This window comes from Verrucomicrobiia bacterium, assembly GCA_023953615.1.
Classification (GTDB): domain Bacteria; phylum Verrucomicrobiota; class Verrucomicrobiia; order Limisphaerales; family JADLHS01; genus JADLHS01.
In genome coordinates, this window is sequence record JAMLJH010000001.1 from 668058 (window position 1) to 682990 (window position 14933).

Annotated in this window: 12 protein-coding genes; 2 read left to right on the top strand and 10 right to left on the bottom strand. The window is 58.7% G+C overall.

Features of this window, described 5'->3' with window-relative positions; translation table 11 throughout:
* Positions 1-82 precede the first annotated feature (82 nt).
* A complete protein-coding gene (locus tag M9920_02575; protein MCO5051173.1) occupies positions 83-1147 on the bottom strand; it encodes a hypothetical protein in 1065 nt (354 codons plus the stop codon).
* A gap of 33 nt (positions 1148-1180) precedes the next feature.
* On the opposite strand from M9920_02575, the gene M9920_02580 reads away from it, so the two are divergent.
* Positions 1181-1399 carry a hypothetical protein gene (locus tag M9920_02580; protein MCO5051174.1) on the top strand — a complete coding sequence of 73 codons (219 nt, stop codon included), beginning with the start codon at positions 1181-1183 and terminating at the stop codon, positions 1397-1399.
* 180 nt (positions 1400-1579) lie between these two features.
* A complete protein-coding gene (locus tag M9920_02585) occupies positions 1580-2371 on the top strand; it encodes an SGNH/GDSL hydrolase family protein (GenBank protein MCO5051175.1) in 792 nt (263 codons plus the stop codon).
* 7 nt (positions 2372-2378) lie between these two features.
* Here the strand turns inward: M9920_02585 and M9920_02590 are convergent, their stop codons facing one another.
* The 9 genes from M9920_02590 to M9920_02630 form a co-directional block, all read right to left on the bottom strand.
* On the bottom strand, positions 2379-4403 hold the full coding sequence (locus tag M9920_02590) for a DUF2961 domain-containing protein (protein MCO5051176.1): 2025 nt from the start codon (positions 4401-4403) through the stop codon (positions 2379-2381).
* Between the two features lie 1066 nt (positions 4404-5469).
* Positions 5470-7266 carry a M2 family metallopeptidase gene (locus tag M9920_02595; GenBank protein ID MCO5051177.1) on the bottom strand — a complete coding sequence of 599 codons (1797 nt, stop codon included), beginning with the start codon at positions 7264-7266 and terminating at the stop codon, positions 5470-5472.
* Positions 7267-7339: 73 nt separating this feature from the next.
* Complete coding sequence (locus tag M9920_02600; GenBank protein MCO5051178.1) at positions 7340-7990, bottom strand: hypothetical protein; 651 nt, start codon at positions 7988-7990, stop codon at positions 7340-7342.
* Between the two features lie 18 nt (positions 7991-8008).
* Entirely contained in the window at positions 8009-8605 is a 597-nt protein-coding gene (locus M9920_02605; GenBank protein ID MCO5051179.1) for a TlpA family protein disulfide reductase, read from the bottom strand.
* A gap of 127 nt (positions 8606-8732) precedes the next feature.
* A complete protein-coding gene (locus M9920_02610; protein MCO5051180.1) occupies positions 8733-10220 on the bottom strand; it encodes a glycoside hydrolase family 76 protein in 1488 nt (495 codons plus the stop codon).
* 56 nt (positions 10221-10276) lie between these two features.
* Positions 10277-11695, bottom strand: a complete 1419-nt coding sequence (locus M9920_02615) for a glycoside hydrolase family 125 protein (protein MCO5051181.1) — start codon at positions 11693-11695, stop codon at positions 10277-10279.
* A gap of 8 nt (positions 11696-11703) precedes the next feature.
* Complete coding sequence (locus M9920_02620) at positions 11704-13182, bottom strand: sugar MFS transporter (protein MCO5051182.1); 1479 nt, start codon at positions 13180-13182, stop codon at positions 11704-11706.
* A gap of 85 nt (positions 13183-13267) precedes the next feature.
* Entirely contained in the window at positions 13268-13591 is a 324-nt protein-coding gene (locus M9920_02625) for a multidrug efflux SMR transporter (GenBank protein MCO5051183.1), read from the bottom strand.
* A 131-nt stretch (positions 13592-13722) separates the two neighbouring features.
* Entirely contained in the window at positions 13723-14922 is a 1200-nt protein-coding gene (locus M9920_02630) for an AGE family epimerase/isomerase (GenBank protein ID MCO5051184.1), read from the bottom strand.
* Positions 14923-14933 lie beyond the last annotated feature (11 nt).

A 14933-nucleotide genomic window follows, 5' to 3' on the forward strand; every position in this document is an offset into this window, starting at 1 on the left:
TGTAATCAGCCCGTTGTTTCTCCAATTCAGCGATGTGGGACTGGAGTTTCGCGCGGGCTTCGCGGTTTTCATCCATTTCCATTTACATCATGCCCCGCCCAAGCATCTGCTGGCTGAGCGCCTCTATAGCCTCCTCAAGCGCCGGCAGCGAGGACGCGGGCCAGAGGCCGATTCCCAATTCGTCACACAACAGTTGCAAGGCGGGTTGCAGGCGCGCGCCGGCGATGTGAATCTTCTCCGGCAGCGTTTTACCCATGAGCAGCGCCTTGACCAAGGTGCGTCCAGCGGCTTCACCGGGCGTGAGCGCGCCACTGGCCACATCCATGCCGATGATAAGGCCGGATTGCTGTTCCACCAGCAGGGCAAACCGGCCAAAGCAGGGACGACCCTTTTCGTAAAATGAACCACCGGGCATCATCGTGCAGTCGAATTCACATTCGAAACCAGCTCGGCGCTTGAGCGCGCGGAGTCTTTCCAAATCCGCACTGGAGGCCTGAAACGGCTCGAAGCCGGTGAGCGGCGGCAACAGGAGCGGGCGCCAATCCAAATCTTTGGGCGTGAGCGGACGGTCCGGCAGCGGTTCAGGCAGGAACGGAAGCTCCGTCATATCGCGGTCGTTGTAGAGGCCGGGATGTTGCCCGAACAGCCGACAGAAAATCGTGAGACGCGGCAGGTCGGCAAGGAGTTGATCGGCCTCGGCCTGATTAAAGTGCCACGGATGCCAGCCAGGTTCGGAGGAACGGAATTGCGGCCAGACGAGGCCCTTGCCGACGGGCTTGAACGCGGCGGCCTTGAGCATGGCGAGGTCTTCCTTCCACAGTTCGCGCTTGGAAACAAATTCGAGTTTCAGACAATCCATGCCGTCAACCTGATTGAGGTCTTCGGGATTAGACGCGTCGCTGAGCATGGCGAGAATCCACCGCAATCCAGCGCGGCGATAAAACACGGCGGCAAATACCTCGCCCGCGTTGCCAAGGACATGACCGATGCGCGTCTCGCCCGTGACCGGATCAATCAGCCCGACGGGGTTGCTATCGCACGCGAATTTCCACGGTTCAAGCGCCGCGAACTCGGCGGCAGCGGCGAGCAATGCGCGCCAGGTTTCGGGGGTAACGGGTGGCGGCGGGGCCAATTTGGATTTGGGCATAATTTTCAATGCGCGGGTACCGCGGACAACTTATTGAACGCGACGGCCATCTCCGCCGGTGCAGCACCGGTCATGGCGACCGGTTCAATGGCCGAAAAATCATTGTCTTTCAAAACGGCAGACATGGCGGAGAAAATAGCCGTCCGCGAACAAAACGAAATCTCAAATTTTCTGCGCGTGAACGGCGGGATGGCTGAACGGATTGCTACAAAGCCGCCCCTGACCGGGCTGGACTTTGGCGTAGATAAATGATTCCGAGTTTTGGTCTTTCGGCTGAAAAGCGTGGAAACTCAAAGCCGCGATCCAATTCAAATTCACACTGGCTGAGTAGAACAGCACGACAGGACAGGCCAATTGATTCCTCTGCCGGCGGCGGCCGTAAACGAGGCTTTCCAAACGCGCCAATTTGATTAGTTTACGCGCAGATTATTTATGAAAACTCATCGTCCCGCTACTCACTCCGTAAACCGTCGCGGTTTCCTGAAAACTTCCGGTCTCGCATTGGGCACGGCGGGTTTGACTCTGACCAATTCCGCCGAGGCCGCGCGCGGACCGGTTACGCAGCGCAAGCTGATCGCGAAGCAGGCGACCATTCTGTTTCAAGGTGACTCGATTACTGATACCGGGCGGAGTCGCGACGCCGACAAAACCAATACGCCCAACAACCAGCCCGGATTGGGCAGCGGTTACGCGTGGTTCGCGGCGGCGGAACTGCTCGTCAGCCGTCCGAACGACGGGTTGAGAATTTTCAATCGCGGGGTCGGCGGCAACAAGGTGTATCAACTGGCCGAGCGCTGGCAGTCGGACTGCCTCGATCTCAAACCGGACGTGTTGAGCGTCCTGGTCGGGGTCAATGATTTCTGGCATACGCAGGACCCGCGGTTGAATTATCAAGGCACGGTGGAAATCTACGAGCGGGATTATCTGGCGTTGATCGCGCGAACGAAACAAGTCCTGCCTCAAGTGAAGCTCGTGCTCTGCGAACCGTTTGTGCTGCGTTGCGGCGCGGTCAAGGATTCATGGTTTCCCCAATTTGACCAATACCGCGCGGCGGCCCAACGCGTCGCGGAAAAGCACCAGGCGGTTTTTATTCCGTTGCAGACGATTTTTGACGAGGCAACGAAATACGCGCCGCCGGAGCATTGGGCGGGCGACGGCGTGCATCCGACGGCCGCCGGCGCGTCGTTGATGGCGCACTTCTGGTTGAAAGCGGTGGGCGCGTGAGCCGACGCTATTTCAGCGGCACGAGTCTCACGTAATCCAGCGCGAACATGTAGTTCTTCACGGCCTTGGAGTTGGCGCCGACAATCGTCACGGAAAGTTGATGGTCGCCCGCTGTCAGATGGCGACGGCCCAGCTCCAGTTCGCCGGTCGCGATCACTCCGTTGTTGTAGAGATCAATCGGCCCGCTCAGCGGCTCCCCATCGAGCGCGAGCCGCACGATGCCGTAATCCACGGCTTTGGTGAGTTGCGCCCGCAACTGGTAATCACCGGTTTGCGGCACTGGCAACGCCAGCACCAGTTCGTTGCCGGGCTTGGCGTTGATCCACCACAGGTGCGCGTCGTTGCTCCAATCATCGCCAAATCCGGTCATGTCCTGCTCCTGCGGATCGCCGCCGGTCTTGGACACAATTTTCAGATTCTCGCCTTCGATCGCTCCCGGAATTCGTTTCGGCTCCGGTTGGATGTAGTAACCCAACCGTTCGGAAAGGGGCGCCGGTGGGTACGGATCATGTCCGCCCGGCGCGAGATACCAATAAACCGTCGCGGCGTAGAGCGTGGGTTTGTGGTTGGGAAAATACTTTTCAATCGCCCCCTCGAACGATTGGTGAAACGGAATCTGATCGGCAACGTGCCAGCGGTTGACCGAGATGTGCCCTTTGCAATTGCCGGAGTTGAACGTCTGGTTGTGCAGCGGATGGAAAAACAAATTGGCGCTGCTCCAGGCGTAGCCAAAATAATCCTCCGAACCGGTGCCGAAAGTGGACGGAAACTTTTCGCCATCCACAAAGAATTTTTCATCGCCCTCACCCCACCAACCACCGCGCGGGCTCCAGATGTGCAGCATCACGCCGACGTAACGTCCGCTGCCGGTTGTCTTCAACATCGTCCAGTCAATCTGCCGCTCCGGTTCGGCGGGCAGGAACGCGTCGCGATGCCATTTGGCGTGGAAACGCGCGTAGTCCTTCGCGTCGCCCACGAGCGGAACGCGATACACTTCCAGTTCCACCTGACGATCCGCGCTGCCTTCGTTGACAATTTTCACTTCCGCGCCACGAGCGAATGGCATGAACCAGTTGGCGTAGAACCAGCCATCCTTGGTCAAACCACAGGGAAACGATTGATAGATATTGGCGCCGGGAGCGGTGCCGAAGAAATCGCCCAAGGGACTCCAGACGCTCGGCTGCGCTTCCCCGTCCCACTTGATCTGGAGCGTCAGTTCGCGCAACACATCGCGATCCTCCGGCGCGGCGGGCAGGTCATTGATTTTCACGCGGATCAGATTGATGGCGCCCGAACCATCCAGCGTGGCCGTAGTCGCGCCGCCGTTGCCGTTGAGCCAACCTTTTCCGCCGGACTTCGCGTAACCCTTGCTCGGGTCTCGCGGACCGGAATTCGCCAACGCCCGGTTCGCCGCGTCGAGCGCGGCGTTGTCCGCTGCGCTCAACTCCCGCTGGAACGTCGGCACTTGGGTGCCCGGGGCAAACGTCGTGTAAACGAATTCGTAGTACGCGCCCCAACCTTTATCCGCGACGATCTTGCAGGATTTCTGATAAGGAATCGGGGTGTAATTATTGTAGCCATTGGCCGTGGTGGTATGCACCAATTCCGGTCGCGTGAACGGCGCGTGTTTGCCATCGAAGTAACCGATGAACGGCAGGTCCACCGCCGGCTCACTCGCGCCATCCAGGTAAATTTTTACATGTCCTTCCTTGACGGTCGCCGACCAGATGCGCCAGATGCAACCCGGCCCTTCCATTTCCGCGAAAACCTCGGTATCGCCCTCCTTGCGAATGATGCCGGCGTTATCGCCGTTCGCGTCCCAGTGGAGGTACTTGCCGGTCGCCGCGTCGTATTTGCTGGCGCGATCATAACTCGACCACTGCTTCGTGGTTTCACCGGGCGCAGGCACGGTCGCCAGGTGTTCCAAGTCGGTCAACCGCTTGACCAGATCCGGGTAAGTGAGTTGCGGTTGCGCCTGACCAGGCAGAGTGATGGCCAATCCGAGACTGGCGAGGAAAAAAAGGCGTTTCATGGCTTTGATCGTTCAGTGAAGTTCGTCGTCAGCGCGCAGCCTAACAAACGCATCCACGTTGGCAAGTTCGGCCGCAAATCCTCGGTCCCGCTTGGACGGCGTTCGCGTGGTTGGCGTATTTCGCAGTAGTACTCATGCAACGGCAACTGGGGGAGCATACGCGTCCTCGCGTGTGCTGACGGGCGTCTCGCCCGACAGTAACCGCACCAGCTTAACCGGAACGATGTAGTTGGTCCTGGTGGAACGGCCAACTTGGCTGCTCTGGGTGGCAACCTGCCGCCCAGCCGAGTACACGGAGATCGCACGCCATCGAGTTCGTACTTTTTGCGTTCGACTGCCGGGCTGGTAGCCCGACAGAACGGGCCAGTGGCCCGTTCCACCTGAACTCCAATCACGACCGTGCAATTTGTCTGGGGAGCATACGCGTCTCGCGTGTGCTGGCGGACGTCTCGCCCGACAGAAACCACACCAGCTTCAGCTAATCCAAATCATCCGATGTTCGACGCGGGACGCGGCGAACTGCACCCGAGACGGGTGCGCTCCCCAACCCACGACCGCGTTTTCTTGCAGTTCGTAGCAACGGGTGGTGTATTTCGCGATAGTGATCGTGCAACGGCAACTGGGGACCCGCTTTATAACTAAATTCGAAGCACCCGGCCCGAACTGACACTGCCGCCGGGTGCGGGGACGGTTCACGCAGCAGAGAGTCGGCGTGAGGAGCGCGGACGGTCCCTCGTCCGCAGCGCGTAGCCGTGGGGGAAATCACACGAACCTCCGGAGCCTTCCTCTCTTTCCCGCGCTGCGACTGGAGACCAGTCGCGCTCCAGCAAGCAGCAGGGAGCAAAGCATCAACCCTCCATTCCACTCCACCGGCGCAACTTCGATATCACCAGAAACCAATTGGGACCTGCTTCAACCAAATTCGGAGCACCCGGCCCGAACTGGCGCCGGAGCAGGCATGCTTTTGCTAAACGGTTAACGTGACGGTCGCACTCTATTTTTCAAGAATTTTTGCAACAAAAAAATCTAAAAATATCTGACAGGTCGGCCACGAACCCGACTCTCTTCACCAGCCGCGAGGCTGACCTTGGTTTTGCGTTTGCAACCAATCCAGCAACGGTTGGAAATAGGCAATGAGCGCCGAAGCATCCAACTGGCGGGTGCCAGTGAACGTTTCCAGCGCGTCGGGCCAGGGTTTGGATGCGCCCAAAGCCAACATGCGATTCAGACGTTCGCCGACTTCCTTATGTCCGTAAAACGAACAGCGATGCAACGGTCCATTCCAGCCGATCTGGCGCGCGGCGGATTGATACAATTGAAACTGTAAAATGCACGCGATGAAATAGCGCGCGTACGGCGTGTTGCCGGGGATGTGGTATTTCGCGCCCGGATCAAACGCCGTCGCGGGGCGGACAACCGGCGGCACGATGCCCTGATACTGCAATCGCAACGCGTTCCAATCGCGCTCGTAATTCTCGGGTTGGGTGGTGCCGTCGAAAACGCCCCAACGCCATTTATCCATGAGCAACCCAAACGGCAGAAACGCCACCTTGTCCAACGCCTGCCGCAGCAACAAACCGAGGTCCTTGTCCGCGCCCGGCACCTGGGCGGCATCGAGCAAACCGATTTGCACCAGATATTCCGGAGTGATGGATAGCGCAATGAAATCACCGATGGCTTCGTGGAAACCATCGTTCGCGCCGTTCAGATACAGAAACGGTTGCTGGTTGTAGGCGCGCTGATAATAGTTGTGTCCCAACTCGTGGTGAATGACCCGGAAATCATCACCGTTGATTTTGATGCACATTTTGATGCGCAGGTCGTCCACGTTATCCAGGTCCCACGCGGACGCGTGACAAACCACTTCGCGGTCGGCGGGTTTGACGAAAAGGGAGCGTTGCCAGAACGTTTCGGGCAGCGGCGGAAAACCGAGCGAGGTGTAAAACGCCTCACCGGTCCGCACCATTTTGAGGGCGTCAAATTTCCTGGCGTTCAACAAATCCGTGAGGTCATAACCCACGTCGCCCACGCCCGCTGGGGCAACGAGTGGATAGATGTTGCCCCAATCCTGCGCCCACATGTTGCCCAACAGATCGGCGCGAATCGGCCCCGTCGCCGGCTGCACGGCCGCCCCGTAATGCTCATGCAATTTGGCGCGCACGTAACCATGCAACTGATCGTAGAGCGGCTTGACCTGCAACCACAGCCGATCCAGTTCGCGCGCGAATTCGTCCGGCGGCAGGTCGTAACCGGAGCGCCACATCAAACCGACGTCCGCGTAGCCCAGCTCGCGCGCGCCGGCATTCGCAATCGCCACCAGACGCGCGTAATCCTCGCGCATCGGCGTGCCGACATTGTCATGCCAACTGGTCCACATCTCCTGGAGCAACGCCGGATCGCGCACGGTGCCCATGGCCGCCTCGATGTCCGAGCCGTTGATGGGTTCGCCTTTGATGGTGCCTTTGCCCTTGCCGTAGCTCGATTGCAGCCGGGTGGCGATGCCGCTCAATTCCGCCGCGGCCCCCGGACGATCCGGCGCGGGCAACACAATGCTCTGTTTGAGGAAATCCAGTTTGCGGCGCACGTCGAATGACAAGCCTTCCGTGTGATCAAATTTCGCCGCGCGCTTGGCCAGTCGCACGCTCAACTCGGTGCCGCGCGCCGCAAATTCCGCCGCCAACGCATCGGTATCTTCGGTGAGATAGGTGAGGTTGACCCAATCGGCGCGACTCGCCAGAACCGAGTGCGTCGCCAGTTCCGCTTCGGCTTGCCGGACCAAGGCGCCAGCGTCAGCCACCGTCTGGGTCGGGGCGGAAATAATCGAACTCGTTCCGAAGAGGAGCAGCCACAGCAATTTTCGCATGAGCGAAACCCTACCGCCGCGGAATTGGCGACGTCAACCGCAGACGCGGGTCGTTGCAGCTCGATGCCGCAACTTATTTGGCGGCGAGGTGGTCCTGATATTTCTTGAGCGTGGCCTTCAATTCGTTTTGCAACTCTTCATCGTCGGCCAGACTGATCGCCTTCTTTTGTTGCATGATTGCCTCGGTGACTTTGCCCGAATCAAACAAAGCCCGCGCGTACGTATCCAGAATGCTCGGGTCGCGACCGTCGGAAGCCGCCACCCCCGCTTGGGCCAGTCTGGTGGCAAGTTCAAGGTCGCGATGTTTGACCTCTTCCTCCGTCAAAATGGTCCACGCGATCTGGTTCAACAGTTCCGGATTCTTGAGCTGCAACCCGTCAATCTTTTTGGCCAGGTCCGCGGCCTTGGCCGGATCCCCGTCTTTGCCGACAGCTTCAAAATAAGCTTCCATGACCGCCGAAGCTTTTTGCGTTTCGACCCGCCGGGCAACCGCTTCCTTGAACTCCTTCAAATCAAAGCCTTCGGGAGCGTCGGTGGTTAATTCCTTTTCCAACGCGGCCAGTTGATCCGCGCTGACCGATTCCGCCACGGCCTTCTGATATTGTTGCGCTTTGCCGCTGAACAAAACGCGTTTACGGAAATCCGCCGGATCGGATTTTTTGCCGCCCATCAATCCGCCCACCTCCTCGTCCAGCTTGGTCAATTCGGCTTCCAACTCTTTCACCCGCGCGGCGTCCTGACCTCATTGAATCAATTGCACCAGCTCCATCAGTTTGGGTTGAATGACCGCTTGTTTGGCTTGCTGGTCAGCCGCTTTTTTCTCCTGGGCCTGCGCGGCGGTCAGATCGTAATGCCCCGCAATGATCTGATCCAAAACCTCCTCCAACCCATCCATGGGATGTCCCTGCCAGAGAATGTGGCCGTCCTGGCCAACAACGAAGGCATGCGGGATGCCCCCGATGTCGAAAGCAGCCATGTAACCCTTGCTGGTCTGATCCTGATCATCAATGGCCACCACGTAATCCATTTTGTCGCCCATCTGGGTGACGAACTTTTTGACCACGTCCGGCTTCTCATCGGACACACCAACAAAAATGACGTCCTTGAACTTCTTTTGCATCTTGGTGAGATGCGGAATGCTGACGCGACACGGCGGACACCACGTCGCCCAAAATTCCACCACCACGACCTGTTTGCCTTTGACGGTCGCCAAATCCACCGGGCCGCCTTTGACCCATTCGGAAATCTCCAGGGGCGCGGCGGGATCGCCAAGTTGCCCCGCCATCAGTCCGGGCAGCAACAGCGCCAGCAGCGTTGGCATCAGAAAAAACTTTTTCATAAAGTAAAATGTAAGAGGTTAGCGAACTACGCTTCACGCTAGAGCGCGCTACCCGGCGCGTCAATGCCCATAGTGAACAAAATTTACGCGCGCTGGAGCGCCTTGAAAAATTTGATTTGCGGGCGCTTTAATCAGTCGAGCGCACGGTGATATTTCGGTGGGTCAAGGCCGGTGCCGCCGGGTCCCGATACCAAAAGGTGCGCGCTTCATACGAATGACCAGCCACCACTTGAAAACGCAACGTGAAGGTGTGGTAAAGCGCGTTGGAAAAATCCGCGCCACGCAACTCGCGCCCGGCCACCTCTTGTCCGGTCGCCACATCCCAAATGGAAATTCGGGCGAGGGCCGAAGCGATTCCCGCGAGATAATCCACTTTCAATTCAAAAGCGGCATCGCAGTCCCCGGACGCCAGGTCCTCCGGCAAGGCGCCTTTCACCAGGTAACCGGAAGCATGGTCCGTCGCCGGTTCAGCGACCCATTGGGTTGCGCCCCGCGACCGGCCCACTTCATGTTCGAGCGCCGGCGCCAACCAACGGCGCACTGCGGATTCGGCATCCGCCGCGAGACGCGGTTCGGCCAATGCGCAAATTACGCGCAGGGCGGAGCTGTGCCGCGCCGCATCCACCGCGTCCACCGGTCCGGCCCAACGCCCGCCAAAGCGCCCCTCGGCGTCGCGGTTGTTTTCCCACACGGATTTCGCGTTGCGCTCCATAAATTCGCGGTACCGAACGAAGCCGGTGACTTCATACAACTCCGCCAGATGCCGGATGAATATGCCCTTGAATTGCGGGCCATCACCGCCGCGCAACCCGCGCCTTTCATTCGGCTCGCGCAGAATGCCGGCGGCGTTCACCAACTGCGTCGTCGCCGCGTCGCCAATCGCGATCGCTTGCGCCAGATAATCCGCGCGCCCGGTGCTTCGATACAATTCCACCAGCCCGCCAATGATGACGCCTTGATTGTAGGTCCAGGTGGTCTGGCGATTGTTTTCGCATTGCGCGTTCAAGCCGTCGTTCACGAGTTGCCCGGCATTGATCAGGCCCGACGCTTTGAACCATTCCCACTCGCGTTGCGCCCAATCCAGGTAGCTGCCCGGCCCGCGGTCACCCGGCGTGCGTTGATGCAGACGCGCCGCCAACAACAGAAACAACTCGTTGGGAATGGCGTTTTTGTACCGGCGATCCTTCTTCCACCAAACTCCGCCGCCGCAGTGATCGTCCCAACCGGAAGCCATGTCCGTGAAGATGGTTTGCGCCGCGCGCAGGTAATGGCGTTCGCCGGTCAAATCGTACGCGCGCACCCAGGCCAGCGCCCACCAGCCCTCGTCGTCGTAGAACTCATTGAGGAAATCCCGGGTGCGATTGCGATCAAAGGTCGCGCGCAAAACCTCCAGATATTCGGCGCCGTTGTTCAGCTCGATCATTCGTTCAACGACTTCCAAACAATTGGCGGCGTTCCACCAACCGGTTGTGTCCCACAAACCTTGCGCGTTATACCAATGTTGCAACACCCGCGTTGAAGCCAGGCTTTGCGCGTAGTAATCAGGCGGCGCATCCGCTCGCGCGTCGCTCGCCGCCAACCACCAACTCACGGCCCCGAGGACGGCAACCGTCACGCGAGAGCATTTCCTGAGATGATTTGCAGTCATGGCGGACGCCCCAATGGGCGCGCTCAATCCAGGAGGTGACGCCGTTCGTGGAAGGTTTTCCAGATCAGCTCGCCGAAGATGGTGTTGGCCCAGGCAAACCAGGAGCGGGTGAATTTATTGGGATCATCCTTGTTGAAAGCTTCGTGCATGAAACCGGTGCCCGCGTGAGTTTTCTGCAAAGTCACCAAGCACTGTTTGATCTCCGTATCCTTGGTGGCGGTGAGGGCCTGAATAATGACTCCCAAGGGCCAGATCATGTCCACGCCCACGTGCGGACCACCAAGTCCGGTGGCCGCCTTGCCGACGCACCAATACGGATTATCCGAGGAGAGCAACAATTGGCGCGTATTCAGATACGTCTTGTCTCCCGGTTTGACGGCGCCGAGATAGGGCAGCGATAGCAAGTTCGGAATGTTGCCGTCGTCCGTGCAATAATAATTGCCGTACGCATCCACTTCGAACGCGTACACCCGACCACCTCGAGGATGACGCACGATGGCGTAACGCTTCAAAGCGGTCTCCACTTCTGCGGCCAGCGCGCGCAATTGCCTCGCGAGATCGGCGTCCGCGCGCAACCGCTCCACCATTTCGGCCGCCTGACGCAAACTCACGACGGCGAAAAAATTCGAGGGCACGAGGAACGGAAAAATCGTGGCGTCATCGCTCGGGCGGAACATGGAATAGATCAGTCCCACGGGTTTGGCGGGATTGCCATACCCGCGCCCCGGCAAACTGTCGGTGGCCCATTCAGTGCGACGCAAAAAGTGGTACGGCCCGCGATTTGATTTACGCTGCTGCTCGCGGAAGGTTTGCAGCGTCAACCGGATGGCATCATGCCAGGCCTGGTCAAACGGAGCGGGATCGCCGGAAAGTTGCCAATAACGATAGGCGAGTCGGATCGGATAGCACAGCGAATCAATCTCCCACTTGCGCTCATGCACGCCGGGTTTCATATCCGTCAAATCGTGCTGCCACTCGCCACGTTTCTGATCGTCCTTGTAGAACGCGTTCGCGTACGGGTCTTTCAGGATGCAACGCGTCTGGCGGTTGATGACGCCCGCGATCAGTTGTTGCAGCGGGGCGTCGTCACGCATCAAATCCAAATACGGATAGACCTGCGCCGAGCTGTCGCGCAGCCACATGGCATCAATATCACCGGTGATGACATAAGTATCGGGGCGTCCGTCCGAAGTCCCGAAATCCACCGTGGTATCCAGCGTGTTCGGGAAACAATTCTCAAACATCCACGCCAGTTCTTTATTACCAATGGAAGCCTTGACCTGCGCGATGGCCCGCTCGACGGCGACGCTTTTGAAGTGGCGTTTTTCGAGCGGAGTGCGCACCACCGGGAAATCGGTTGACGCCGCCAGACTGCGCGACGGCAACAACGTCAACGCCGCCGTGGTCAAAACGGTGTTCTGAAGAAATTCGCGTCGGTTCATAAACGGATTCAGGCGGTCAGTTCTTTGCGTCCGATTTTGTGTCCCTTCAAACCGTAGAAGGCCACGTAGGCATACGCCACCAACGGCACGAAGAAGGACACTTGCAGATTGTGCGTCGCGTCCGCCACCCAGCCTTGCAGCGGCGGCAGTATCGCGCCGCCCAGAATGGCCATGACCAACAGGGACGAAACCTGGCTTTTGTAAATTCCCGTGCCTTCCAACGCCAGGGAAAACGTGTTCGACCAACCGATGGAAGTGAACAGCCCGATTGCCACCACGCACCACATGGCGATGGTGCCTTTGGTGAGAATGGCCATGACCAGCAATACAATTACGGTTGCGCAAAAGACGACCAGGGTGCGCGCGGTTTGCGAACGTCCGAATTGAAACAGCAGCCAGCACAGGGCCACGAAAGGCAGATACATCCGGAACACCGGCCAGTTTGCGGAAAATTGTTCCAGCCACAACGCCAGCACCGGTTTATCCACGTCGCCGTGAATGGCCGCCAACGGAGCGCTTTTGGCCACCCACAAAAACAGGTAGGCCGCGAGCGGAATCACGATCAGCGCGGCTTGTTTGCGCGCGCGGCGCATGTCGCTCAACTCCACCGCCCCCATGAAGCGGCCGATCATCAAGCCGCCCCAATAGATGGACACGTATTTGCTCGCCTCCAATTCCGGCAGATTGCCGATGTCCGGTTGCCCCAGAAAATTGATGATGACGCTGCCCACGGAAACTTCTCCGCCCACATACATGAAGATGGCCACAACGCCCAAAACCACGTGCGGAAATTTCAACGCGCCCGCGCCCGGCTCGATGCGTCCCTCGCCGACCTGCGGCAGCCGGATGAAAAAGAAAACCACCGCGAGCAGCACGAAGACCGCGCAAAATACCAGGTACGGCACCTTGACCGAGTCCGCCCCGTGCGCCCCGCTCGAGGCAAAGTATTGGAAGATCAACCAACCGCCGATGATCGGGCCGATGGTGGTGCCGATGGAGTTGAAGCCCTGCGCCAGATTCAACCGGCTCGAAGCGGTCTTTTCCGGACCGAGAATCGTCACGTACGGATTGGCCGCAATTTGCAGCATGGCAAAACCCAACCCCACCACAAATAACGCCGCGAGAAACATGGGGTACGACGCCGCGCCCGCCGCCGGCCAAAACAAGGCACTGCCCAACGCCGAAATCAGCAACCCGATCACCACGCCGTTTTTATAGCCGATGCGCGCGATGGGATCGCCCTTGGTTACTGAAATAACGAAATAGATCAATGCCCCCACAAAGTAAGCGCCAAAAAACGCCAGTTGCACCAGCATCGCCTGAAAGTAATTGAGCGTGAACGCCTCCTTGAAACGCGGGATCAGGATGTCGTTGAACACCGTCATGAACCCCCACAGAAAAAACAGCGAGGTCATGATGGCAAACGGACCATGAAGCGCGGGAGCGTTGGATTGACGGGTCGGTGCGGCGGTCGGTGTCGGGGCCATAAGTATTATCGTTTATTTAGCAATGTGACAGATCGCGAATCCGATTGAAGAAAAAAATGCGTGGGCTGCATCCGCCCCCGCCGGATCAGGATGGGTTCGTGGAGAGATTCAAGGCCACCACCCCTCCGATAATCGCCAATAATCCCACCACCCGCAGCCAGGTGACCGGCTCGCGAAACCACAGCACCCCCACCGTGGCGATCAAGGCCGTGCCCACGCCGCTCCAGATGGCGTAGGCCACGCTCACATCCACTTTCTTCAGCACCAAAGTCAGAAAACCAAAGCAAAGCGCGTAGAACCCTCCCATCAAAATGGTCGGCACGATCCGGGAAAAGCCCGCTGAAAGTTTCATGCAAATCGTTCCCGCCACTTCAAACAGGATCGCCAGAATCAAGAATATCCAATGCACGGGCACCATCCTATCCCAAGCGACCACCGGGAGTCACGCCGATGTCCAGGCCCGGAACTGGAAGCGCGGAAGGAACGTCGCGCCGCCGGTGATGATTGGAAAACATTTTGCACCGTCCCTCCGCAGCCTCGTCAGGTCGCCGCGAGTTCGTCACTGAGCCGCGCGCCATACCACAACATGCGCGGCAGATGGAACGGGCCTTTGTACATCGTGCCCTTGGCCCGGGAAGAAATCCGCCCATCACGATGCAGATAACCGTACCACTCGCCAAACTCCGGATCGGCAAAGTGTTTGAAGCTCCAGTCGTGAACCTGTTGATGCCAGCGGGCGTACTTGGCGTCGCCCGTGAGTTGATACGCCAGCAAGGTCGCAATAACCGCCTCGTTGTGCGGCCACCAAAATTTCATGTCGTGCCAGTATTCCTGCACCGGCAAACCGCGCAGGTCGCGAAAGTAAAACAGCCCGCCTTGTTCCTCGTCCCAACCGCGCCGCCACATCCCATCCAAAATCGTGCGCCCGAGTTCAATAAGCCGCCCCGCACCGCGCCATTTGCCTTCGTGCATGATGAACCAGGCACATTCAATGGCGTGGCCGGGATTCAAGGTCCGTCCGTCATGATGCTCGAGAATCTCGCCGTTCAACCCCACCGTCTCCAGCAACACCTGATGTTCCGGCTTCAGAAAATGTTTCTCAATCGCCGTCAGATTGAAATCAATCCATTCCGTGCAAGTGCGACCGGAGATGGCGACGTCGCCCAGATTCGCGCGAAGTTCCTGCGCCGTGGCCAGTCCGATCAGGTGGCCGCCAAGGCCCTGCATGGGACGCGCCGGCTGGAACTTCGGCGTCATCACGCCCGGGGTAAAGGAATAGCGCAGATAGGTCGCAAATGTTTTAATGGCATCCTCAGCCGCGCGGGTCTCGCCGGTGGCGCGCGCGTAAGCCGCATTCGCGATCGCCGCGAAACTTTCACTAAAAACATAACGCCGCATCCACAAAGGCTGCCCCTCGCGCGTCACGGTAAAGTACATTTTCCCCTCCGGTCCAAAGCAATGCCGCCGCGAGAACTCCAGACACGAACGCGCGGCTTCCAGCCATTCAGCGCGCTTTTCCACCGTGTTGTAGAGCGTGGCGAACACCCAGCCGGCCCGCCCCTGAAACCAGACGGATTTGTCCGTGTCAATCACCGCGCCATCGCGATCCAAACAGGTCAGCATTCCGCCCAGTTGACGATCCAAACCATGTCGCAACCAAAACGGAATGACGTCCTCCAGCAACGTGGAGCGATACAACTCCGCGAGCTGTTGCGGTGAGGCCAGAAGAAAGTTGTTCATTTTAACCGTTC

Coding starts and splice junctions, on each gene's coding strand:
- M9920_02620 (MCO5051182.1), bottom strand. CDS start 13,182: ATGGCCCCGACACCGACCGCCGCACCGACCCGTCAATCCAACGCTCCC.
- M9920_02595 (MCO5051177.1), bottom strand. CDS start 7,266: ATGCGAAAATTGCTGTGGCTGCTCCTCTTCGGAACGAGTTCGATTATT.
- M9920_02590 (MCO5051176.1), bottom strand. CDS start 4,403: ATGAAACGCCTTTTTTTCCTCGCCAGTCTCGGATTGGCCATCACTCTG.
- M9920_02575 (MCO5051173.1), bottom strand. CDS start 1,147: ATGCCCAAATCCAAATTGGCCCCGCCGCCACCCGTTACCCCCGAAACC.
- M9920_02605 (MCO5051179.1), bottom strand. CDS start 8,605: ATGAAAAAGTTTTTTCTGATGCCAACGCTGCTGGCGCTGTTGCTGCCC.
- M9920_02585 (MCO5051175.1), top strand. CDS start 1,580: ATGAAAACTCATCGTCCCGCTACTCACTCCGTAAACCGTCGCGGTTTC.
- M9920_02615 (MCO5051181.1), bottom strand. CDS start 11,695: ATGAACCGACGCGAATTTCTTCAGAACACCGTTTTGACCACGGCGGCG.
- M9920_02630 (MCO5051184.1), bottom strand. CDS start 14,922: ATGAACAACTTTCTTCTGGCCTCACCGCAACAGCTCGCGGAGTTGTAT.